Annotated in this window: 20 protein-coding genes; 7 read left to right on the plus strand and 13 right to left on the minus strand. The window is 64.8% G+C overall.

Annotation, left to right across the window (positions count from 1 at the left end; translation table 11 throughout):
* Nucleotides 1–181: 181 nt before the first annotated feature.
* Complete coding sequence (locus AC3A43_RS18020; protein WP_487793945.1) at nt 182–766, plus strand: CHAP domain-containing protein; 585 nt, start codon at nt 182–184, stop codon at nt 764–766.
* 89 nt (nt 767–855) lie between these two features.
* Here the strand turns inward: AC3A43_RS18020 and AC3A43_RS18025 are convergent, their stop codons facing one another.
* On the minus strand, nt 856–1,119 hold the full coding sequence (locus AC3A43_RS18025; protein ID WP_487793946.1) for a DUF3297 family protein: 264 nt from the start codon (nt 1,117–1,119) through the stop codon (nt 856–858).
* A 73-nt stretch (nt 1,120–1,192) separates the two neighbouring features.
* Entirely contained in the window at nt 1,193–3,523 is a 2,331-nt protein-coding gene (locus AC3A43_RS18030; RefSeq protein ID WP_487793947.1) for a TonB-dependent receptor, read from the minus strand.
* Between the two features lie 408 nt (nt 3,524–3,931).
* Between AC3A43_RS18030 and AC3A43_RS18035 the strand changes: the two genes are divergently transcribed.
* Together AC3A43_RS18035 and AC3A43_RS18040 are read left to right on the plus strand one after the other, a co-directional pair.
* On the plus strand, nt 3,932–4,882 hold the full coding sequence (locus AC3A43_RS18035; protein WP_487793948.1) for a hypothetical protein: 951 nt from the start codon (nt 3,932–3,934) through the stop codon (nt 4,880–4,882).
* An 11-nt stretch (nt 4,883–4,893) separates the two neighbouring features.
* Complete coding sequence (locus AC3A43_RS18040) at nt 4,894–6,531, plus strand: ShlB/FhaC/HecB family hemolysin secretion/activation protein (RefSeq protein WP_487793949.1); 1,638 nt, start codon at nt 4,894–4,896, stop codon at nt 6,529–6,531.
* Here the strand turns inward: AC3A43_RS18040 and AC3A43_RS18045 are convergent.
* Nucleotides 6,503–6,979, minus strand: a complete 477-nt coding sequence (locus AC3A43_RS18045) for a hemerythrin domain-containing protein (RefSeq protein WP_487793950.1) — start codon at nt 6,977–6,979, stop codon at nt 6,503–6,505. The two genes, AC3A43_RS18040 and AC3A43_RS18045, sit on opposite strands and share 29 nt — an antisense overlap.
* A 270-nt stretch (nt 6,980–7,249) precedes the next feature.
* Between AC3A43_RS18045 and ku the strand changes: the two genes are divergently transcribed.
* Both ku and ligD read left to right on the plus strand, forming a co-directional pair.
* Nucleotides 7,250–8,113 carry a non-homologous end joining protein Ku gene (gene ku / locus AC3A43_RS18050; protein ID WP_487793951.1) on the plus strand — a complete coding sequence of 288 codons (864 nt, stop codon included), beginning with the start codon at nt 7,250–7,252 and terminating at the stop codon, nt 8,111–8,113.
* Between the two features lies 1 nt (nt 8,114).
* Nucleotides 8,115–10,634, plus strand: coding sequence for a DNA ligase D (gene ligD / locus AC3A43_RS18055; protein WP_487793952.1), 2,520 nt, complete (start codon nt 8,115–8,117; stop codon nt 10,632–10,634).
* A 136-nt stretch (nt 10,635–10,770) separates the two neighbouring features.
* Here ligD and AC3A43_RS18060 read toward each other — a convergent pair whose 3' ends face one another.
* Both AC3A43_RS18060 and AC3A43_RS18065 read right to left on the minus strand, forming a co-directional pair.
* The gene (locus AC3A43_RS18060; RefSeq protein WP_487793953.1) at nt 10,771–10,935 is read right to left on the minus strand and encodes a helix-turn-helix transcriptional regulator; all 165 of its coding nucleotides are present in this window, start codon (nt 10,933–10,935) and stop codon (nt 10,771–10,773) included.
* 31 nt (nt 10,936–10,966) lie between these two features.
* Nucleotides 10,967–11,620 carry a hypothetical protein gene (locus AC3A43_RS18065; protein ID WP_487793954.1) on the minus strand — a complete coding sequence of 218 codons (654 nt, stop codon included), beginning with the start codon at nt 11,618–11,620 and terminating at the stop codon, nt 10,967–10,969.
* Nucleotides 11,621–11,741: 121 nt separating this feature from the next.
* Here AC3A43_RS18065 and AC3A43_RS18070 point away from each other — a divergent pair, with 121 nt between their 5' ends.
* Nucleotides 11,742–12,515, plus strand: a complete 774-nt coding sequence (locus tag AC3A43_RS18070; protein ID WP_487793955.1) for an SDR family oxidoreductase — start codon at nt 11,742–11,744, stop codon at nt 12,513–12,515.
* Between the two features lie 69 nt (nt 12,516–12,584).
* Here the strand turns inward: AC3A43_RS18070 and AC3A43_RS18075 are convergent, their stop codons facing one another.
* The 8 genes from AC3A43_RS18075 to AC3A43_RS18110 form a co-directional block, all read right to left on the minus strand.
* Complete coding sequence (locus AC3A43_RS18075) at nt 12,585–13,661, minus strand: hypothetical protein (protein ID WP_487793956.1); 1,077 nt, start codon at nt 13,659–13,661, stop codon at nt 12,585–12,587.
* 186 nt (nt 13,662–13,847) lie between these two features.
* Nucleotides 13,848–14,672 carry a hypothetical protein gene (locus AC3A43_RS18080; protein WP_487793957.1) on the minus strand — a complete coding sequence of 275 codons (825 nt, stop codon included), beginning with the start codon at nt 14,670–14,672 and terminating at the stop codon, nt 13,848–13,850.
* A 207-nt stretch (nt 14,673–14,879) separates the two neighbouring features.
* On the minus strand, nt 14,880–15,422 hold the full coding sequence (locus AC3A43_RS18085) for a pseudouridine synthase (protein WP_487793958.1): 543 nt from the start codon (nt 15,420–15,422) through the stop codon (nt 14,880–14,882).
* Nucleotides 15,419–17,032, minus strand: coding sequence for an NAD(P)/FAD-dependent oxidoreductase (locus tag AC3A43_RS18090; RefSeq protein ID WP_487793959.1), 1,614 nt, complete (start codon nt 17,030–17,032; stop codon nt 15,419–15,421). Before AC3A43_RS18090 ends, AC3A43_RS18085 begins: the two co-directional genes overlap by 4 nt.
* Before the next feature lie 58 nt (nt 17,033–17,090).
* Nucleotides 17,091–18,923 (minus strand): translational GTPase TypA, encoded by a 1,833-nt coding sequence (gene typA, locus AC3A43_RS18095; RefSeq protein WP_487793960.1) that lies wholly within the window; start codon nt 18,921–18,923, stop codon nt 17,091–17,093.
* Nucleotides 18,924–19,027: 104 nt separating this feature from the next.
* Nucleotides 19,028–19,864, minus strand: a complete 837-nt coding sequence (locus AC3A43_RS18100; RefSeq protein ID WP_487793961.1) for a hypothetical protein — start codon at nt 19,862–19,864, stop codon at nt 19,028–19,030.
* A 47-nt stretch (nt 19,865–19,911) separates the two neighbouring features.
* A complete protein-coding gene (locus tag AC3A43_RS18105; RefSeq protein WP_487793962.1) occupies nt 19,912–20,826 on the minus strand; it encodes a tetratricopeptide repeat protein in 915 nt (304 codons plus the stop codon).
* Nucleotides 20,827–20,891: 65 nt separating this feature from the next.
* Complete coding sequence (locus AC3A43_RS18110; RefSeq protein WP_487793963.1) at nt 20,892–21,542, minus strand: 5'-methylthioadenosine/S-adenosylhomocysteine nucleosidase family protein; 651 nt, start codon at nt 21,540–21,542, stop codon at nt 20,892–20,894.
* Between the two features lie 64 nt (nt 21,543–21,606).
* Here AC3A43_RS18110 and AC3A43_RS18115 point away from each other — a divergent pair, with 64 nt between their 5' ends.
* On the plus strand, nt 21,607–22,575 hold the full coding sequence (locus tag AC3A43_RS18115) for a bile acid:sodium symporter family protein (protein ID WP_487793964.1): 969 nt from the start codon (nt 21,607–21,609) through the stop codon (nt 22,573–22,575).
* Nucleotides 22,576–22,636 lie beyond the last annotated feature (61 nt).

A 22,636-nucleotide genomic window follows, 5' to 3' on the forward strand; every position in this document is an offset into this window, starting at 1 on the left:
AAGGCGCGCCGCCTGACGGCGACAAGCCGAAACCCTCGCACGACGAATTGAACGCCTTAACAAAAGGTTCCCCCATCCACCGCACCGACGGCGCAACTCGTCGCTATGCGGTTGGTGGGCCGCCCAAGCCATTGCACAGACGATCCAACGCTTGAAGACAAGCCATCGGGGGTCGCTTTCCATGCACTATCGTCGTTATCTGGCAGCCGCCATCGCGTCTGTGATGATGATCACCGGCCTGCTCGCCAGCGCCCCCGCCGCAGCGCGCGACTATCTGCAGTGCGTCCCCTTTGCCCGCGCCGAATCGGGCGTCGAAATTCGCGGCAATGCGAAGACCTGGTGGTCGCAGGCCGCCGGCACCTATCAGCGCGGCGACGAACCCCGTCAGGGCGCCGTGATGGCCTTTGCCGGTACCGGCGGCATGCCGCTCGGCCATGTTGCGGTCGTCAAGAAGATCGTCAGCGACCGCGAAATCCTCATCGACCATGCCAATTGGTCGCCGATCAACGGCCGCCGCGGGCAGATCGAGCGCAACGTCCGCGTCGTCGATGTCAGCGGTGCCGGCGACTGGAGCATGGTTCGCGTCTGGTACGCCCCGATCGGCGACCTTGGCCTGCGCGCCAACCCGGTGCAGGGCTTCATCTACGCCGACGGCGAGCCGGGCGCGCCGAACAAGGCGCCGAGCTTCAAGGCCCCCGTCTGGGCCCAGAACGACTGGAAACCCGGCAACGGCCTCGAATTCGTCGCCGCCTCGCTCGGTCAGTAAGTCGCAACGACATTCGGCGCCCTCGCGCGCGCAAAGAAAGCCCCGGAGTCGCCTCCGGGGCTTCTTTTATGTGCTGTGACAAAGGTTGGTTAGGCGTCGTCGCCTTCGCTGGCGGCGGTGTCCTCGAACCAGGCTTCGACTTCGCCCGTCAGCTTGATCGTCATCGCCTGACCAAAGCGGTCCTTCGACTTGCCCGCGGCGACGCGGATCCAGCCTTCGGAGATCGAATATTCCTCGACGTCGGTGCGCTCCTTGCCCTTGAAGCGGATTCCGATGCCGCGCTGCAGCACTTCCATATCGAAATGCGGTGAGCGCGGATTGGTCGACATATGGTCGGGGGGCGTATCGGTCATGACTATATTTCCCAAAAAATGATGGCGCGGCCCTAGCTGGACCGCGCCATCATCGTCAATGGGAAGGCGGCTTTTAGAAACCGGCCTTCAACGTCACGAAGAACTGCTGCGGCGCGCCCGTCAGCAAGGTCTGGCTGTCGCCGCGGTTGGCGAAGCCATTGGTCCCGATGGTCGACACATATTCCTTGTCGAACAGGTTCGTCGCATTCGCCTGGATCGAGATGCGGTCGTTCAGCCGGTAGCCGATGCTGGCATCGACGATCACGAAGCCGCCAACTTCGGCATCATTCTCGTAGGAATAATAGCGTTTCGACGTGTAGTTTGCGCCGACGCGCGCGAAGAAGCTGCCATTGTCCCAGGTGATTTCGCCCTTGCCGAGGTGACGGGGCGAATTGACCACCGTCTTGCCCGCAGTCGCCGCGACGATCGCACCCGCCGCGTTCACGACATCGTCCTGATATTCGGAATCATTGTACGCATAAGAGGCAAAGAGCGCGAGTTCGGGGGTGACGCGGAACGTCCCCGCCGCCTCGACGCCCCACGAGCGGACGTCGCCGACATTCTGCAGGATCGCCGGATTGCCCTGAATACCTGACCCGTTGGCAAAGGCGATGATGCGGTCCTTGAAGTCGACATAATAGCCCGCGATCACGCCCTGAAACCGCGACGATTTGGTGCGGAAGCCCAGTTCATAGGTCGTCGAAGTTTCGGGCTTCAGGTCGAGCGCATCGAAGCCCGCCTGCGTTGTCGCGAACGGCCCACCCGTCGCCGAGCTTTCGAAGGCGCGCATATTCTGGGTATAGCTTGCGAACAGCTCATGATCGTCGCTGAGGCGGAACAGCACCCCGGCCTGCGGCAGGAACCAGTCCTTCGCCTCGGTCTTGCCCGATGCCAGCCCGCCGCGGACGATCGGCGTTGCCAGATTGGTGACGCGCAGCCCCTTCCACCCCGCGTTGATCTGGAACTGGCCGAGGTCGAGCGTGTCCTGCACATGATATTGCAGCGTCTGGGTGTTGAAATCGAACTCCCACTGGGTCGCCAGCGGATCTTTCGGGAAAGTCAGGCTGCTGCGGCTCGGCGCGCCGGTCGTGTCGCCAAGGCCATAGAAGCGCCGCGCCTGGTTGAAGTCGTTATCTTCGTACCACATGCCGATTTCGAACTTGTTGTCGCCGACCTCGAACAGGCTGGAGGCGACGATGCCATAACGTTCGATGTCATATTCGGTGGTGCGGATCGTCATCGGCGCGCCGCCCGGCGTGGTGACATAGGGGGTGTACCACAGGCCGCGGCCCTTGTTGCCATGGTAATAGCCCATCGCCTTCAGCGTCCAATAGTCGGTCAGCGGCGCCTCGACGCCCAAGCCGGCAAGCCAGTCCTTGCGAAGGCCGGCGGCGTCATAATAAGCGTCGTCGACGGTCCCGACCGGCGCCGGGAAAGCCTCGCCGATCCCAGCGTAAGGCGCGACATAGGGCGTGCCGAGCGGCAGGCTGCCATTGGCGACGCCGGCATTATAGGCCGCACGCGCAACCTGGTTCTGATAGACTTTTGCGACCCGGACCGCAGTGTCCCAGTCCTTCGCAAAATTGTCCCACTGATAGCCGAGGCGGCCGATCATGTCGGCGCTCAGGTCCTGATAGTCGTTCTCGCGGCGGTTCGAATAATTGACGAAGCCAAAGAACTGGCCGTCGCCGACGGGCTGCACGATCCGCGCATTGACCTGGTCCTGGCGCTGGACGCCATTGCCCTTCCACTTGTCGGCGTCCTGCCAGGCATAGCTCAGCGACAGGCGCGGGCCGCCGGGAGTGATTTCGCCACTGTCGATGCGCGCGAAGAGACGCTTGGTCTCATCGCTGCCATACGTCGCCGACGCCTCGATACCGAGCTTTTCGGCCGGCTCGCGCGAGAAGAATTCGATCGTGCCGCCCAGATTGCTCGTCGACGCCGCCGACAGCGAGCCGGCGCCCTGTGCGACTTCGACCCGGCCGACATTTTCGCTGATGATCGCACGGCTGATGTGCAGGCCATTGTGGTTGCCATAATTCATGTCGCCGAGCGGCACGCCGTCGAGCGTGAAGCCGAGCTGGTTCTGCGAAAAGCCGCGGATCGAGATGCGCGCCGACCATTCATAGGCGCCGAACGGATCGGCCGCCTGAAAATTGACCCCGGGCAGCTTGTCGATGGCTTTAAGCGGGCTGATCCCCGAGACTTCGAGCGCGATGTCGGCGGCGCCCAATTCCTGCACCTGCCGTGCCTGTCCTTGCCCGAGCACGACGATCTCTGCGACGTCGCCGCCGTCGGCGGCATCGGCGGCGGCGTCGTCGGCAAAGGCCGGCGTCGCGGTCAGCGCGGCGATCGCGGCGAGCGCGCCCCCCGCCCGCAGGCGGTTCCTGAACGGATAGATCATCTGGATGTCCCCTTTTCCCGGCGACGAAATGGCGCGGGGTCGCCGGGGCATTAGGCGGGCGATATTGCGGCGCGGCGGCGAAGGCGTGACGCAGCGATGACGGAAAGAAGAAAGATATGAGGCAAAGGCCGCCGTCAGCGGATGGAACCTTTCAACATAAATCAGTTTATCGGCACATTGTCTCACAACGAAACATATCTCGCACTGGTCAGGCCACCCGGAAGAAACCGCAACAGAAAAATTTTAGTTAACGTTTCAGCCTATATTTAATGGAAACCATAAGCTTTCTCATAAGTCACTAGTTCATTTATTTAGTTAATCACAATTAATTTGAACATCTTTGGGAACCAGCGGCTTTCTCATGAATCTCAGAACTAGGGACCAGATCATGTGCGAAGGGGATGTCTCATGCCTTTTTCCTACCTTGAATTCCGCCCAGCCCATCTCATTCTCATCCCGGCGGCGTGCTTTGCGCTCGCCGGTTGTGAATCCTCCGGCAGTTACCGCGTCGGCAGCGTCGGCAGTGGCGGCGCAACCGGTACCGTCGGTCCAACCGGCGCCACAGGCCCTGCCGGCCCGACCGGTGCCACCGGTCCGGCCGGCCCGGCTGGCGCCGCAGGCGGCAATGGCCTTGGCCTGGGCAGCGCCGGTGCGCTTGCGGTCGGGGGCCTTGTGGGGCCCGGCGGCGTCGCGGGCACCGGACTCCTCGCCAACACCGGCGATCCCGCCAGCATCAATCCGGTGATCGGCGGCGTGCTCGTGAAAACGGGCGGACTCGTCAACGTCATCGCCGACAAGGGATTGCTGCTCGCCAGCGCGGTCGACGGCAAGGTGCCCGGCAACGCCAACCTCGTCGGCACCGTCGTCGGCGTTGTGAAAAGTACCGGCGTTGCGCTGGTCCAGACCGGCAACGGCCAGCAATATCTGGTCGACGGCCTCACCGCCGCCCCCGGCCAGCTGATCACCGCGACGATCGGTAAGGCGACGGCCCTCGGCAGTCCGGGTGCCTCGCCGCTGATCGGCGCGAGCATCCTCTCGCCCGGCCAGCAGAACGGCAGCCTGCTGACCGTCGGGGTCGGATCGAGCGGCCAGCTCGTCACGCTCCAGCCCGGTACTGGCGGCAATCTGCTCGGCGGCGTCACCGGCGGACTGACCGGCGGCGCGCCCGGCAACCCGACCGGCACGCCCGTCGCGCTGGTCGGCAACATCGTCAACACGGCAACCGGCGCGCTTGGACAAGTTGGTGGCGGCGCGACAGGTGGCACAACCGCCGATCCTGTCACCGGCCTCGTAACCGGAGTGACCGGCACCGTGGGAGGCGTCCTCGGTGGCCTCAAGCCAAAAAGCGGCAGCAACTGAGACCGCCGCAGATGCAGTATCTGCGCTACGCCTGTGCCGCGGCGGTGGTCGGAGCCTTGCTCCTCCCCGCCGCGGCATATGCCGCCCAGCCCGCCGCGACCCCGCTCGATGGCCGGCCTCCCCTTTCACCCGATCGCAGCGACCGCGACCCGCTGCCGGACCCGAAAGTTCGCGACCTTTCGCTCGGCAAGGTCGAACTCGGTGCGCGGCCCGACGTCACCATCCGCGAAATCCGCTTCGTCGGCGCAGGGGTACCCGCAAACGTTGGCCGCGCCGCGCAGCGTTTCGTCGGCAGGCCGGCGTCGGCCGACAATCTTGCCAAACTCGCCGCCGCGATGACGCGCGCCTATAACCGCTCGAGCGTCGCGCTGTTCACGCTCGTCATTCCCGAACAGGACCTGTCGGGCGGCATCGTCACCGTCGCCTCGGCCGAAGGCTATATCGGATCGGTGACGTTGAGCGGCGAGCGCGACAGCGGCCCCGCGCCGCTGATCGCCAAAATGGCGTCGCGCCTCACGGGGCAGCGCCCGCTACCACGCGCGCGCTTCGAACGCGCGCTCGGCAATATCGGCGATATCCCGGGCGTCACCGTCACGCCGTCGCTCGCGCTCGGCGGCGAACAAGGCGCGGTCGCGCTCGACCTCGCGGTCGATGCGAAGAAACCTACGATCGGCCTCGGCTTCACCACGCGCACCAGCCAGTTCGTCAACGACGGCATCGTCGAGGCGAACGCCCGCGGCAGCAGCCTGTTGCGCAGCGGCGACGAAACGCGGCTGACCGGGGCGGCGGCGGTCAATCTCAAATCGCTGCTGTATCTGGCGGCGAGCCATTCGACCCCGCTCGGCGTCGGCGGCACCCGCGCCGAGCTGTCGGGCGCGGCGCTGCGCACCCGCCCGGCAGGACTTGCCATCGATGGCGAGGCGTGGAGTGCGGGTTTCGGCGTCACCCATCCGCTGATCCGCGCCACGCGGCGTAATCTGATCGCCTCGGCGCGGATCGACTATCTCGATTCGAAAAACGCGCTGTTCGGCTCGACGATCGCCGCCGAAAAAACATGGGCGGCAAGCGGCAGCCTCGCGTTCCGGCTGAGCGAGGATCGCACCGTCGTCGGCGCGCGGATCGGCGGCGCCAAGGGCCTCGATTTTGCCGGTGCCCGCGTCGACCCCGGCGTCGGCGAAGTGGGTTTCACCTACGCCGATGCCAGCGTCGAGGCGAACCAGGCGATCGGCAAAGTGGCCGTGGTCCGCGCCGCCGCGACAGGGCGCTGGACGCGCGACCGCCTGCCCGCCGCGCAGCGCTTCAGCGTCGGCGGCGCGACCTTTGGCCGGGCGTTCGACGACGCGCTGGTCAATGGCGATCGCGGCTTCGCCACGTTTGGCGAGATCGCGTGGCGTCCGCTGCGCGCCGGCAAGCTGTCAAAGAGCGAGATATACAGCTTCATCGACTATGCCGATGTGACGCTGCTCGGCCGCACCGCGATCGCGCGCACCGATTTCCAGCTCGGCAGCTGGGGCGGCGGCGTTCGTCTGTCCTACGCCGAAAACGCCACCATCGGGCTCGAACTCGCCGAGCCGTGGAAACAACCGGTTCCGGGCTTCGGCCAGGACCTGCGCGTCGCGCTCAGCTGGAAAGTGTCGATCCGGCCATGACCGTGGCGCCAATGACCAGCCGGCCGCCGCGCAAACTATCGGCCAGCGGATAAAGCTCGGTTTCCTCGCGCTCGACCCGCATCGCCAGCACATCGAAGATGATCGCCGTCTCGCGGCAAAAACCCGGCCAGTCGGCCGCAACGCGCTCGCTCGTCCATTTGTCGTCATAGGCGACGAAATCCGCCGCGAGATCGCCCATTTCGAGTTCGAATTCGCGCGTGATCCGGATCAGGTCGGGGTCGCCGCTCGCCTTCAACCGGGGATATAGCACCCAATCTTCGCATTTCAGATGCCGCACCAGCGTATCGCGAAGCAGGCCGCGCGCGGCCGCCAGTTCGGTCGAGCGCGGCGGGTGCGGGGCGGCGGTCATGTCCAATATGATCCGCGACAGCGTGACCAGCGCCGCATGTTCGGCGCGCAGTCGCTGCATCTCTCGGTTCATGGGCATAGGAGCTCCAGCGATGCGAGCGGTCCCTCGATCGCCATCATAGGTGGCGCGTCATGAAAAGAAAGTGAATCGGCTTATAACTGCATTTTTGCTGCGCGGCCGCGATCTTCTTTCAGGGCGATACGCCGCTGACCGAACGGGTGCTCACCCCGCGCTCGTCGATGCAGCGCGGACTCGACAGGGATTATAGGACCACCTCCTACCAGGGATGATGGACGGAACCGCTCGCGCCCCCGATCATTTGGAGTCGGAACAGCGAAGGGAAAACCGATGGCCGCACGTGCATATTGGAAGGGGCAGATCCGGCTCGCGCTCGTTTCGATTCCGGTCGAAATCTATTCGGCGACCAAATCGGGCGCCGCGGTCACCTTTCGCCAGATTCACGAACCGAGCGGCAAGCCGATCAAATATGAAAAAATCGTCCCCGGCATCGGCGCGGTCGATCATGACGAGATCGTCAAGGGCTTCGAGCTGTCGAAGGGCAATTATGTCCTGCTCGACGAGGAAGAGATCGAGGCGGTCAAGCTCGAGAGCAAGCGCACGCTCGAACTCGTCCAGTTCGTCGACACCGACGCGATCGACGTCCTCTATTACACCAAGCCCTATTATGTCGTCCCCGCCGACGAGCTGGCCGAAGAGGCCTATATCGTCCTTCGCGAAGCGCTCAAACGCACGAAGAAAGTCGGACTCGGCCAGCTCTCCTTGCGCGGGCAGGAACAGCTCGTCGCGCTGCGCCCGTGCGGCCGCGGCCTCGTGCTCGAAGTGCTGCGCTACGCCGACGAGGTGAACAAGGCGGCGAATTATTTCCGCGACGTCGGCAATGACAAGCCCGACAGCGACCTGCTCGACCTCGCCGAAACATTGATTGCCAAGAAGAGCGGCGACTTCGATGCCTCCGACTATCACAACCATTATATCGACGCGCTGAAGCGCGTGATCGCCAAGAAGGCGAAGGCCAAGGGCAAGCGCGTCCTCGAGGATGTCGAGGAGCCCGCCAGCACCGGCCGCGGTTCGAACGTCATCGACCTGATGGCGGCGCTCAAGGCCTCGGTTGACGGCAAAAAGGCGGCCACCAAGGCGACACCGGCGAAAAAAGCGCCCGCCAAAAAGCCCGCGGCCCGCAAGCGCGCCTGACATGACCCGCCGCGCCGACCCGCTCGCGCAATATAACGCCAAGCGCGATTTCGCGCTGACCCCCGAGCCCGCGGGCAAGGTCGAGAAGGGCCAGAAACGTCAAGCCGGAAACCGCTTCATCGTCCAGAAGCACGACGCGACGCGCCTCCACTATGATTTCCGGCTCGAAGTCGACGGCGTCCTCAAGAGCTGGGCGGTGACCAAAGGCCCGAGCGCCGACCCCGCCGACAAACGCCTCGCGGTCCGCACCGAAGACCATCCGATGAGCTACGCCGATTTCGAGGGCGGCATCCCCAAGGGCGAATATGGCGGCGGCACGGTGATGCTGTGGGACCGCGGCACATGGGCGCCGATCGCGGGCAAGAGCGCCAAGGATATCGACAAGGGCCATCTCCACTTCACCCTCGACGGCGAGCGGATGAAGGGCGAATGGCTGCTCGTCCGCATGAAGCCGCGTCCCGGAGAAAAGCGCGAGAACTGGCTGCTGCGGAAAGTGGACGATGCTTTCGCGGGCGGCACCGACGACCTCGTCGGCCGCCAGCTCACCAGCATCCTCACCGGCCGCACGATGGCCGAAATCGCCGGCGACGAAGGCGGCGAGCAATCGCTCAAGGGCGCGAAGGGCGCGGCTTTTACAAAAAAGATGCTTGCCGCAGCAGCGCACAACAAAAAGGTCGGCAAACCCGCGACCAAGGGCAAACCGCCCCAATTCCGGCCGCTCCAGCTCGCGACGCTCGTCGACGCGGTGCCCGTCGGCAACGGCTGGTTCCACGAGATCAAATATGACGGCTACCGCGCCGAAGTCGCTGCGTCAGGATCGGACGTCCGCGTCTACACGCGCAATGGCCTCGACTGGACCGACAAATTCGCCCCCCTCGTTCGCCACATTGCCGCGCTGGGCCTGCCGCCCTGCCTGATCGACGGCGAGATCGTTGCCTATGGCAAGGACGGCAACCCCGACTTCTCCTCGCTGCAAGCCGTGCTCAAACGCGGCCACGGCGCGCAGGACGAAAAGACCGAGCTGTTCTTCTTCGCGTTCGACCTGCTCGAACAGGACGGCAAATCGCTCGCAAGTCTCGGCAATCTCGAACGCAAGGAACGCCTCGAAGCCCTGCTCCGCGACGCAAAAACCCCCATCGCGGTCGCCGATCATGTCATCGGCGCGGGCGAAAAACTCTACGCCGCGATGTGCCGCGCGGGGCAGGAAGGCATCATCTCGAAACGCGCGGACGCCGCTTATTCGGGCCGCCGCTCGAAAAGCTGGGTGAAGGTCAAATGCACGCGGCGGCAGGAGTTCGTGATCGTCGGCTGGAATCCGTCATCGACTAGGGCACGCCCCTTCGCCTCGCTCCTTCTCGCGCAGCGCGAGGGCGATACGCTCGTCTACAAGGGCAATGTCGGCACTGGCTTCGATGCCGACACGATGGCCGATCTCGCGAAGAAATTTGCGAAACTCGAACGCAAGACCGCGCCGCTCGACGTCGACGCCGCGTTCGCCCGCAAGGTCCACTGGCTCAAGCCCGACCTCGTCGCCGAAATCGCGTTCGCCGAATTCACCGCGAGCGGATCGGTGCGCCACGCGAGCTTTCTCGGGCTGCGCGCAGACAAGGAGGCAAAGGATGTGACCCCCGAAAAGAAACAACCCGCCCCCGCGCCCGAAAGCGACGTGACGATCAGCAGCCGCGACCGCGTGATCTTCCCCGAAGCCAAGGCGACCAAGGGCGACCTCGCCGACTATTATGCCGCGATCGCCCCCGTCATGCTGCCGCACGCAGCACGCCGCCCGATCAGCCTCGTCCGCTGCCCGCAGGGGCGCGGCAAGAAATGCTTTTTCCAGAAACATGATTCGGGATCGTTCGGCGACCATGTGCTGCATGTCCCGATCAAGGAGAAGGACGGCGGGCACGAGGATTATCTCTATGTCGAGGATGCCGACGGCCTGCTCGCCTGCGTCCAGATGGGGACGATCGAATTCCACGGCTGGGGCAGCCATGTGGATAGCCTCGAACAGCCCGACCGCATGATATTCGACCTCGACCCCGACGAAGGGCTGGGCTTTGACGCTGTGAAGAAAGCCGCGCTCGATATCCGCCGACAGCTCGCCGACATCGGGCTCGTCAGCTTCGCAATGCTGTCGGGCGGCAAGGGCGTGCATGTCGTCGTCCCGCTCGATCCGGGGCACAGCTGGGAAACGCACAAGGATTTCTCGAAACGCTTTGCCGAGGCGCTGAGCCTCGCCGAGCCCGACCGCTTCATCGCGACGATGAGCAAGGCGAAGCGCAAGGGAAAGATCTTCATCGACTATCTCCGCAACCAGCGCGGGAGCACCGCGGTCATGCCCTGGTCGGCGCGCGCGCGCGAAAACGCGCCGGTCGCGGTCCCGATCGGCTGGGACGCGCTTGCCGACGTCGAGAAGGCCGGCGCGTGGACGATCAAGGACGCCGGCGAGTTGCTCGATCGCGCTGCCGGCCCCGACCTCAAAGGCTGGGGATTCGCGAGCCAATCGCTTCCCGACTTCTGATCCCTCAGGCACGAGTCGTGACCGCCCGCGCGCGATCTATGACAATGGCCGCCAATTCTATGTCGGCGCGCGGCTGAAGTTCTGATCCTTGCCGACCCGCGTCGGGTGTCTCGGCACCCGACGCGGGTCGGGAGCGCTATCGCGCGGCGGCACGATAGCGCGACGGCGGGGCGCCGAAACGGCGCGCAAAGGCCGTCGCAAAATGGCTCGGCGTGGCAAAGCCCGTCGCGAGCGCGACGTCGGTCACGGGTTGATCGCCGTGCCGAAGCAGCCGCGCCGCCTCGTCGAGCCGCGCGCGCATCACATATTGCTAGGGCGACAGACCGAACGCGTTATGGAAAGCCCCGGTAAAGCGGCGGACGTCCATCCCGACGAGAAGGGCCAGCGCGTCGAGGCTGTGCTGCGCATCGAGCTGGCCGCGAATCGCATCGACCAGCCGGATGCGATCCGACGCCGACAGCGCGCGCCCTGTCCTGCTGGCCGTATCGCAGGAACAGATGCCGCTCGATCGCATCGCCGACCGCCTGCGATTCCATCTGCGCCAGATCATTCGCCGCGCCCTGCACCAGATCCGACAAGCGCGCCGCAGCGCCGAAGAGAAAATCGTCGCGATGCTGCACGCACGCCGTCAACGGCGCATCGGCGAGCAGCGTTGTCGGCACGCTGAGTTCGACAAACTCCGCACGTTCGCCCTGCGCCAGCGCGGCATAGCGGCACGCCGCCGGAATCACCCACACATCGCCGCGCGACGGCAGCGCCAGCCCCGATGGCCCGACGGAAAATTCGCATTCCATCCGGTCGAGCCGGCCGCCAAGATGGATGACGATGACATGATGATCTTCCTCGAACGCCCAGTCGGTGGGCGATTCAAGATTTTCGGTGGCGGCGAGCACGCCCAATGTCCCGATATGGGCATGATGGCGCGCGACGACATCGCGCCGCGATCGCGGTCTTATGCCGTCCCAGACGTAAGCGGCTTCGGTCAATCACCCATCCTGCGAGTCCCCACGACTCGCCATGACAATATTCGAAAACTGCGCCGGAATTGGAAAGCGGGCAAGGTCAAAGCTTCCTATCTGCCGGGAAACACACCCAAAGGAGACTGGAATGACCGACCACAGCATCAAGGGAAAAACCGTCCTCATCGCCGGCGGCGGCAAGAATCTCGGCGGCCTGATCGCGCGCGACCTCGCCGCACAGGGCGCCAAAGCGGTCGCGGTCCACTACAACAGCGCCGCCTCGGCGGCCGAGACTGAAGCGACGCTCGCCGCGATCCGCGCCGCCGGCGCGGAAGCGGTCGCCTTTCAGGCCGATCTCACCTCGGCGGGCGCCGTCGAGAAGCTGTTCGCCGACACGATCGCGGCGGTCGGCCGGCCCGACATCGCGATCAACACGGTGGGCAAGGTGCTCAAAAAGCCCTTCACCGACATCAGCGAAGCCGAATATGACGAGATGACCGCGGTCAATTCCAAGACCGCCTTCTTCTTCCTGAAAGAGGCGGGCAAGCATCTCAACGACAATGGCAAGATCTGCACGCTCGTCACGTCGCTGCTCGGCGCCTTCACGCCCTTTTACGCCGCCTATGCGGGGACGAAGGCACCGGTCGAACATTATACCCGCGCCGCGTCGAAGGAGTTCGGGGAACGCGGCATTTCGGTCACCGCGATCGGCCCCGGCCCGATGGACACGCCCTTCTTCTATCCGGCCGAGGGCGAGGATGCGCAGGCCTATCACAAATCGGCCGCCGCGCTCTCCGCCTTCACCAGGACCGGGCTCACCGATATCGAGGATATCGTGCCGTGGATCCGCATGCTGGTGTCCGAAGGCTGGTGGATGACCGGCCAGACGATCCTCGTCAACGGCGGCTACACGACCAAGTGACCCCTCCCGGCGGGTGGCGAATTTTGCGCCACCCGCCGCCCCATGATCCTCCTTGCACGGCAGGGAGGATCACTCCGCCGCCTTCGCCTTGCCCGCCTTCCGCCGCGAAGGCCGCTTCCGCACCGCGGCCACCCCGTCCGCAGCCGCCGCCTCCAGCGGCACCGCCGGCACCGCCTCGCCGCGCGCCTCGGCCGCCTCGATCCATTCGCGATAGCCCTCGGGAATATCGCCGCCCGCCTCGACCCAGTGGGCCTCGCCCGCGATCCGTTGCACCGGCTCGGCATCGGCCAGCCCCTCGTGCAGCTGCAGCGGCCCGTGATAGGGAATCCCCTGCTCGCCCAGCCGCACCAGCCCGACGCCCGGATCGTCGAGTTGCCGTGCGATCGCCTCGACCCCGCCCTCCGCGACCGCGGCGTCAAGCGCGCGCTGCCGCTCGGCGAGCGCGAGCAGCGCCGCGCCGATCTCGGCCTCGGCCTGCGCGTCGAGCGCCGCCCCCTCGAACCCTTCGAGCAGCCCGGCGGCCGCATCCTGCGTCCCCGCCGGGTCGCGCCCGGCCGCAGCCCCGTGGATCACCGTCCGCACGGTCGTCGTTGAGGCTTCGGCCACGGCTCCGCTCGCGCTCGCCCCACTCTCAATTCCGTTCGTGTCGAGCGAAGTCGAGACACCCCGCGTTCCCGCACCCTCGCTCCCGGCAACCGCGCCCGCGCGCGTCGAGAAATAGTTGATCGTCGTGCGCTTGCCGCCCGCATCCTGCCCATAATGGCGCAGGCAGAACATCAGCAGCGCGTCATTATGCTTGCGCCGAAAGCCCATCAGCTTGCCCGCGACAAAGACGGGCACCAGATAGCCGTCGATCGCGCGTTCGAACGCGATATCCTTCAGCCGCGCGACCCCGAAATCGAGCGCCGCCGCCCACGCCCGCCGAAAGCTCTCCGCCCCCTCCGCGCGCCGCAGCGTATAGCAATTCGCCTGCGCCATATTGACCATCGCCGCCGCGCGCGTGACCGACCCGGTATCGGCGAGCGCCCCGATAAACGCCTTCTGCCGCTCGGGCGTCCACCCGTCGTGCCGATATTTGCGCGGCACCGGCGTAAAGTCGGGAAGCGGCGGCCGAGCCTCCGCCGCGATCGGTGTCCGGTTCTGCATGATAAACCCTCCTGTTAGCCAAACCGGACAGGGTATGACGTGGCGGAGGAATGTAGGAAAGGGGTTTGTTTATGGTTTGTTCTCTTAAATCACCGGCAGCTTTGCGCTTCATCTGCGCCGTTCAGCCCGTGACGCCGCAGCCCAAAAACGGTGCTCCTATCCCTGACATACATATTTGCACTGTATCTAGGTAGGCAGGCCAAGGAGCCACCGTAGGTATGCAGCCGCTTCGGACATCATTAAAATAGCTATATCGAGAGGCGGCGGCGATGGGTCGGCATTACCCGGAGCATGACGGAACTGGTGTGCCGCGTTCGTCCACTCTGCGAACGCCGCGATCAGCCTATTGCCGGCGTCAACTCCACGGTCAGAATATGCAGCAGAAATAATCGGCGACAGCTTACTTTTGACTTCGCTTGAGCCCAACCGAGATACGCCAAACCGCTGTTTGAAAACATTTTCGACAGCGTCAAACGATCTCCTAACCGCAGCTAGCGTATCCTGACTAAGCATCGCGCGATGGGCGTCCTCAAACGCATTGCGTGCGGCCTCCAAGCTACTTCCCGATAGCCCAATTAATGTAGCAGCCCGCGACCGCTCGAACTCCTCATCCACGTAAAAGTGGACGCCCGCCTGTTCGTCGAGGCGATAACTTAAATTCTCCTCTCGCATCGCGCGCTCTACAAAAGCACAATAACTCGCCTTCGCTGTTTCAATATTAGATCCATAAATTTTATTATAAATTATAGTGATCGTATCTAGCAAATCTCTAATAGATGCCTTATTTATAAAGCTATCGTACCAGTAATGTATGTGAGTAGATCCAGATTTTTCAACAGTGGCTCCTAGCTCTAACTTGATTTCTTTAGCTGCCGCCGACCTATTGAAAGTGATTTCGGCCACTTTCGCACCGAAGCGCGATCGGAATCTTGCACTATCTGTTTGGGCTTTACCGCGCTCAAGGTACACGCGGCTAAACAATTTACCCTTCGGAAGATCGCTATCAGACATTCAATTCTATCCGTCCATATGGATTCGCAACTAGCACCTTGGAGCTAACAGCGTGCGCCCGCGGATCGAGATCGAGGGCATTATTAGTTATGTCCGATCGCGGATCGACGTTCAATTAACTGATGCTCGCAGAAGTGCTCATGCTTTCCACGTTTCACGCTCTAAGTCGATACACCGGTGACGTCCAATTACAGCGAGGCTGAAATTTCATTCTACCGCCCGCCACGCCCCCACTGCCAACTCCCCAATCTCCCACGCCCCGATCCGCCACCTGACCAGCCGCAGCGTCGGATAGCCGACCGCGGCGGTCATGCGGCGGACCTGGCGGTTGCGGCCTTCGGTGATCGTCAGTTCGATCCATGAGTCGGGCACGCTCTTGCGGTATCGCACCGGCGGGTCGCGGTCCCAAAGCTGGGGCGGGTCGATGCGGCACACGGTCGCGGGGCGCGTCATGCCGTCGTTCAGCATGACCCCGGCGCGCAGGCGGTCGAGGCTCGCGTCGTCAGGCTCGCCCTCGACCTGCGCCAGATAGGTTTTGGGCGTCTTGTGCTTCGGCGACGAAATGCGTGCCTGCAGCGGGCCGTCGTCGGTCAGGATCAGCAGGCCCTCGCTATCGCGATCGAGACGCCCCGCCGGATAAACGCCGGGGACGTCGATATAGTCGGACAAGGTCGCGCGCGCCTCCGGCATACCCTTATCGGTGAACTGGCTGAGCACGCCCCACGGCTTGTTGAACAGGATCAGCGTCATGGCATCAGGCTCCGCGCGACCGCCTCGGCGACCTTGATGCCGTCGACCGCCGCCGACAAGATGCCCCCGGCATAGCCCGCACCCTCGCCCGCAGGGAACAGCCCGGCGGTGTTCAGGCTCTGAAAATCCTCGCCGCGCGTGAAGCGCACGGGCGAGGAGGTGCGCGTCTCCACCCCCGTCATCACCACGTCGGGATGGTCATATCCCGCGATTTGCCGCCCGAACACCGGGATCGCCTCGCGCATCGCCTCGACCGCGAAATCGGGCAGGCACGCCGCAAGGTCGGTCGGGGTCACGCCGGGGCGATAGGAGGGGACGACGCTGCCCAGCGCGGTCGACGGGCGCCCCGCGAGGAAATCGCCGACGCGCTGCGCGGGCGCTTTGTAGTTCGAGCCGCCCGCGACAAAGGCGAGCGATTCCCAGTGCCGCTGAAAGGCGAGGCCCGCGAGCGGATCGCCGGGATAGTCGCGCGCGGGGTCGATCGCGACGACGAAGCCCGAATTGGCGTTGCGCTCGTTGCGCGAATATTGGCTCATGCCGTTGGTCGCGACGCGGCCTTCCTCGGAGGTCGCGGCGACGACGGTGCCGCCGGGGCACATGCAAAAGCTGTAGACGGTGCGCCCGTTCCTGCAGTGGTGCGAGATATGATATTCCGCGGCGCCGAGGATCGGGTTGCCCGCATCGGCGCCGAAACGCGAGGTGTCGATCCATGATTGCGGATGTTCGATGCGGACACCGATCGAAAAGGGCTTCGCCTCGACATGCACCCCCGCCGCGTGCAGCATCGCGAAGGTGTCGCGCGCGCTGTGGCCGACGGCGAGGATGACGCGGTCGGCCTCGATATACTCGCCACCCGCCAGGTGCACGCCCTGGACGCGGCGCTCGCCCGCGCCGTCGGTGGCGATGTCGAGCCCGTCGACCTTGTGCTGCCAGCGATATTCGCCGCCCAGCCCCTCGATCGTCTCGCGCAGGCTTTCGACCATCGTCACCAGCCGGAAGGTGCCGATATGCGGATGCGCTTCGGTCAGGATTTCGGGCGGCGCGCCGGCCTTCACGAACTCGGTCAGCACCTTACGGTCGAGGTGCCGCGGGTCCTTGATCCGGCTGTAGAGCTTGCCGTCGGAAAAGGTGCCCGCGCCGCCCTCGCCGAACTGGACGTTCGATTCGGGGTGGAGCACGCCGCGCCGCCACAGGTCCCATGTGTCCTTGGTGCGCTCGCGCACGACCTTGCCGCGGTCGAGGATGATCGGGCGGAACCCCATCTGCGCGAGGATCAGCCCGACGAACAGCCCGCACGGCCCCGCGCCGACGACGACCGGCCGCTTGACGCCCTTCGGCGCCTGCGTGATGAATTTATACGCGGTGTTTGGCGTCTGCTGGACGTTGCGGTCCTTGCGGAAGCGCGCGAGCACCGCGCCCTCGTCCTTCACATTGACGTCGACCGAATAGATCAGCTTGATGTTGCTCTTGTCGCGCGCATCGTGCGCGCGGCGCGCGACGACGTGGCGCACCAGCTCGCGCGGCGTGATGCGCAGCCGCTTGCAGATCGCGGCGGGCAGTTCTTCGTCTGCGTGGTGCAGCGGCAGCGTGAGTTCGGTCAGGCGAAGCATCGCACGCCTTTAGCTTGCAAAGGGTGGCGGCGGCCAGTGCTGGCCGCCGCCTTGATCCTTATGCCGCTTCTTTCTTGCGCGAGGCTTTCTTGCGCTCGTTCGGGTCGAGGATCGCCTTGCGGATGCGGATATTCTTCGGCGTGACTTCGACCATTTCGTCGTCGTCGATGTACGCGATCGCCTGCTCCAGCGTCATACGCTTCGGCGGGGTCAGGCGGATCGCGTCGTCCTTGCCGGTCGAACGGAAGTTCGTCAGCTGCTTCGACTTCATCGGGTTGACTTCGAGGTCGTCGGGCTTGGCATTTTCGCCGATGATCATGCCCTCATACAGCGCCTCGCCGGGCGAGACGAAGAGGATGCCGCGCTCTTCGAGCGGGCCCAGGGCATAAGCGACGGCTTCGCCATTGCCGTTCGAGATCAGCACGCCGTTCTGGCGTCCCGCGATCTGGCCCTTGTGCGGGCCATATTTCTCGAACAGGCGGTTCATGATCCCGGTGCCGCGCGTGTCGGACAGGAATTCGCCATGATAGCCGATCAGGCCGCGCGACGGGCCGCTGAAGGTGATGCGCGTCTTGCCGCCACCCGACGGACGCATGTCGGTGAGGTCGGCCTTGCGGATCTGCATCTTTTCGACAACCGTGCCGCTATGTTCGTCGTCGACGTCGATGACGACGGTTTCATAAGGCTCGGTGCGCTTGCCATTTTCGTCCTCGCCGAACAGCACGCGCGGGCGGCTGATCCCGAGCTCGAAGCCTTCGCGGCGCATCGTTTCGATCAGCACGCCCAGCTGAAGCTCGCCGCGGCCCGCAACTTCGAAGCTGTCCTTGTCGGCGCTTTCGGTGATGCGGATCGCAACATTGGTTTCGGCTTCGCGGGTCAGGCGATCGCGGATCATGCGGCTCGTGACCTTGCTGCCTTCGCGGCCCGCCATCGGCGAATCATTCACGGCAAAACGCATCGACAGCGTCGGCGGATCGATCGGCTGCGCGGCGATCGGCTCGCTGACGCTGGTGTCGGCGATGGTGTTCGCGACGGTCGCGAGCGCGAGGCCCGCGATGGCGACGATGTCGCCCGCCTTGGCTTCCTCGACGGGAACGCGCTCGAGCCCGCGGAACGCGAGCAGCTTCGACGCGCGGCCGGTCTCGATGACCTTGCCGTCCATGTCGATCGCGTGGATCGGCTGGTTGACCTTGATCGTCCCCGACTGGACGCGGCCGGTCAGGATGCGACCGATGAAATTATCGCGGTCGAGCAGGGTCGCGAGGAAGGTGAAGGGACCTTCTTCGGGCAGGCCGGGGGTCGGGACATGGCTGACGATCGTCTTGAACAAAGGCTCAAGCGTGCCTTCGCGCGCTTCGGGATCTTCCGAGGCATAGCCGCCGCGGCCCGAGGCATAAAGGATCGGGAAATCAAGCTGTTCGTCATTGGCTTCGAGCGTCAGGAACAGCTCGAACACTTCGTCGAGCACTTCGGCGGCGCGCGCGTCGCTGCGGTCGATCTTGTTGACGACGACGATCGGCTTCAGGCCCAGCGCGAGCGCCTTGCCGGTGACGAACTTGGTCTGCGGCATCGGGCCTTCGGCGGCATCGACGAGCAGGATGACGCCGTCGACCATCGAAAGAATACGCTCGACCTCACCGCCGAAATCGGCGTGGCCCGGGGTATCGACGATGTTGATGCGCGTCAGGTCGGCGCCTTCGCCCCATTCGACGCTGGTGCACTTCGCAAGGATGGTGATCCCGCGTTCCTTTTCCAGATCGCCCGAATCCATCGAGCGTTCCTCAACGCGCTGGTTTTCGCGGAAGGTACCCGACTGGCGGAACAGCTGGTCGACAAGGGTGGTCTTGCCATGATCGACGTGGGCGATGATCGCAATATTGCGCAAAGACATGCGGAAGAGCCTTAATGGAAGGGGGCAGCGCCCGAAGCGCCGCGAAACGCCGCGCCCCTAACAGAATGGGTGCTGCGGCGCAACATGATTGCCGATCGGGCGAATCAGCGCAGCAATTTTTCCATACGCCCCGCATCATATAGCGACCGACCTTCGGCGCGCTGCAATCGCTTTGCCAGATCTTTGTCGAAATCGCCTTTCCATGACCCGAGCGCGGGGTCGATCCGGGCCGGGTCGCCGTCGCCAATCACCTGTAATTCGCGCGAGGCGACGAGCAGCTGGTTGCGCTCGCGGCCAAATCCCGGCCCCGAATAGCGTTCGGCAATCAGACCGAGTTGATGGCGCATTGATGCAATCGACAGTCTCACGCCGCGCCGATCGCCCCGATTACGCATGAAAGCCGCGCCAACTATTCCATCCTCGATGGCGCGCAGCTGATCTTCCAGCCGCCGCGAAGCGAAGCGCACGGCCGGACACGGCCGCACCGCCCGCACATAGGCGGCGAGCGCGGCGAGCGTCGCCGCGCCCGGTTCATCGCCGCCAAACTCTTCGACGATCAGATTGCGGATGAAGGGTTCGAGCGCGCGCGCCTCGGGACCGCGCGCGACCTTTCCCGGCGCGGCGAGATCGGGGATTGCAACCGGGTCGAAGCGGCCATTGCCGCGCGCCGCGCTAAAGAAGCTGTTGGTGACGTCGGCCGTGCCCGGCGCAGCCGAGACGCCCGACAACAGAAAATGCGGGTTGTCGCGCCCGTTGATATGGCAGCTCGAACAGCTCAGCCCGGCCTTGGCCGCCTGCCCGCCGAGCAGCGCCGGGGCGCCGAACACGGCTTGGCCGCTCCGCACCAGCGCCGCGTCGGGATCGGCAAGACAGGTGGCGGGCTGCGCCGACAGCAGCGCGAGTTCGGACCCCGGCGCGGTCCACCGCAATTGCTCGAACACCGGCGGCGGCGTGGCCGCGACGCCGAAAAACAGCGCCGCAAGCGCGATCAGCTTGCGGATAAGCGCCCCTCAACGATCCAGCGCTTGAGCTCATCGACTTCATGGCAGCCGAAATCGCAGATCGCCTCGAGCTTCGCAAGATGCGCCTTTGCGCCCGCGACGTCGCCGCGTTCGAGTTTAAGCTCGCCATAATATTCGAGCGCGCCGCGATGCGTCGGCGCAATGGCGAGTGCGTCGCGATAATAGGCCTCCGCCGCGTCATAGCGTTTCAGCTTGCGGTTTGCGAAACCGAGGTAGGTCAGCACATCGGGGTGCGGCCCCGCCGCCCACAAGGCCTGATCGAGCATGGCGATCGCCGCCTCGTAACGATGCTCGTTGATCAGGCCTACGGCCTCAACATAGGTCGCGTCGAGCGTTTTGGCCGAAGCGAGCCGGACGTCCGGTTCGACCGCGCTTTGCGCCTGCGGTCCGGCGGTCGTCGCGGCCTCCAGCTTGGCAATCGCATCGGTGAGTTTGGCCGAATCGGGGCAGGTGCCACCGCACCCTTCCTGCATTGCCTTCAGCGCGGCCATCTGCTCGGTCGCCTTCTCGGCTTTGCCCAGCTTTGCCTGCGTGATGCCAAGGTCGCGGCGCGCATCGATCAGCTTCTCGTCATAGCGCACCGCGGCTTCGAGCGGCTTCACCGCGCGCGAAAAATCGCCCTGCGCCATATAGCTCGCGCCGAGCAGATAATTGGCCTGCGGGTTCTTTGGGACCGCTGCGACGACCTTTTTGAACGCTTTGACCGCTTCGCCATATTGGCCGGAGGTAAAGGCGTCGGCGCCCTTCTTGTAGTCGACCGTCGGATCGTAGGCGCTCTGGCTCGGCGGTGCGCTGCTACCGCCGCTGCCCGCCGCAAAGGCAGGCGGCGTGGCAAGGACCGCGCAGGCCGCAAGGATGGATAGTGAAAAACGGTGTCGCATGACGAGTCTCTCCCTCGGCCGATACGGCCGTCAGCCTATCACAGGCGCAGCGCACACGGAACGGTTCAGATCATCGCGATCAGCCGCTCGACTTCCTGCGCGGCAACGCGCGCGGCGCGGACGAGATTGGCATGAAAATCCTCCGCGCTGGCGCCATTTGCCTCGTCGGTGACCGCCTTGATCGCCGCCCAGGGCTTGCCGAGTCGCGCCGCGACCTGTGCCACCGCGCCGACCTCCATGTCGACCAATGTCGCGCCGAGCGTTACCAGATCGGCGGCGGCGTCGGGGCACGCGACGAAACTGTCGCCGCTCGCGATCCGCGCATGCGGCAAGCCAACCCCCGGATCGGACATCGCCGAAAAATGCGCCTCACCCGCTTCGCCGATAGGCCATTCGCCGGCACGGTAGCGCCGGAAAAGGCCGGGCTGCGCCGCGCCATAATCATGCTGCAACGCTTCTGCGATCCAGTAAGCGCCGGGGGCCGCACCGAGCGAGCCGCATGTGCCGGTCATCCACAGCAATCCGGCATCATGGCCCAATGTCCCTGCGCACAACGCGGCATTGACCTTGCCAAGGCCGCACCTTGCTATCGTGAGGCTGTGGCCGTGCGCATCGAGGCGCCGTTCGGCAAACAGCCCGCCACCGCGTTCGCCAACACCGGAGAACAGGGCATCGGCCTCTTCGGGCAGCGCGGCGAGGATCAGGATATTGGCCATCGCGCGTCTCTATCGTGTCTTGCCGACTTGCCAAGCCGCCGCTGTCCCGCCATCGCTCGTGCCAATGCTGTCCCGCATCTTTCCCGACCGCTTCGTCCCTGTGCTGTTCGCAACAATCCTGCTCGCGAGCCTGCTTCCGGTGCGCGGCGCGGCTGTACCGATCGCGCAGGGCATTTCGACCGCGGCGATCATATTCCTCTTCTTCCTCAACGGCGTGCGCCTGCCCCGCGAAGAGGTGCTTCACGGCATCCGCCACTGGAAACTGCAGGGAAGCGCGCTCGCTTTCTGCTTTGGCGGCATGGCGCTCTTCGGTCTTGCCGCGCAGGCCGCTACCGCGCCGCTGCTCCCCGCCACCCTATCGCTCGGCTTCCTTTTTCTCGGCATCCTGCCCTCGACCGTCCAGTCGGCGACCGCTGCGAGCAGTCTCGCGGGCGGCAATGTCGCCGCCAGCGTCGTCGCGGCCGCGCTGCTCAACCTGAGCGGCGTCGCCCTCTCGCCTCTACTTTTTGCGCTGCTCGCAGGCAGCGAAGGCGAAATCCACGGCGAGGCGGTGCTGCGTATCGTGTCGATCCTGCTCGTGCCGTTCGTCGCCGGACAGCTCGTCCAGCGCTGGCTGCGTCCGTGGGTGCTCGCGCACCGCGGCCTCGCGACCTTCATGGACCGCACCGCGATCGCTATCGCGGTCTATGTCGCCTTCTCGGCCGCCGTGGTCGCAGGAATCTGGGGTCTGCTCGACGGACGCGAGATCGGGCTCGTTTTCGCAGCGGTAGCCGCGCTTCTCGCGCTGTCCTTCGGCGGCGCCTGGGCGCTCGGCGGGCTGCTGAAGCTCGCCCGCCCCGACCGCATCACCTTGCTGTTTTCGGGCGCGCAAAAGAGCATCGCGGTCGGCGCGCCGCTCGCCGCGACGCTTTTCCCTCCGGCCATCGCCGGCATGGTGCTCGTTCCGATCCTCGTCTATCACATGGCGCAACTGATCCTGTCCGCCTGGATCGCGCCGGCGCTTCGGGCGAAACAGGGTGTAGTGCTTGAATAACACAGGCCTGCATGCCATATAGGCAATGGCCCGGGACCGTAACTTGGGGCTGGAAGGAAGA

Source organism: Sphingopyxis sp. Soil_C_28 (genome assembly GCF_057657055.1).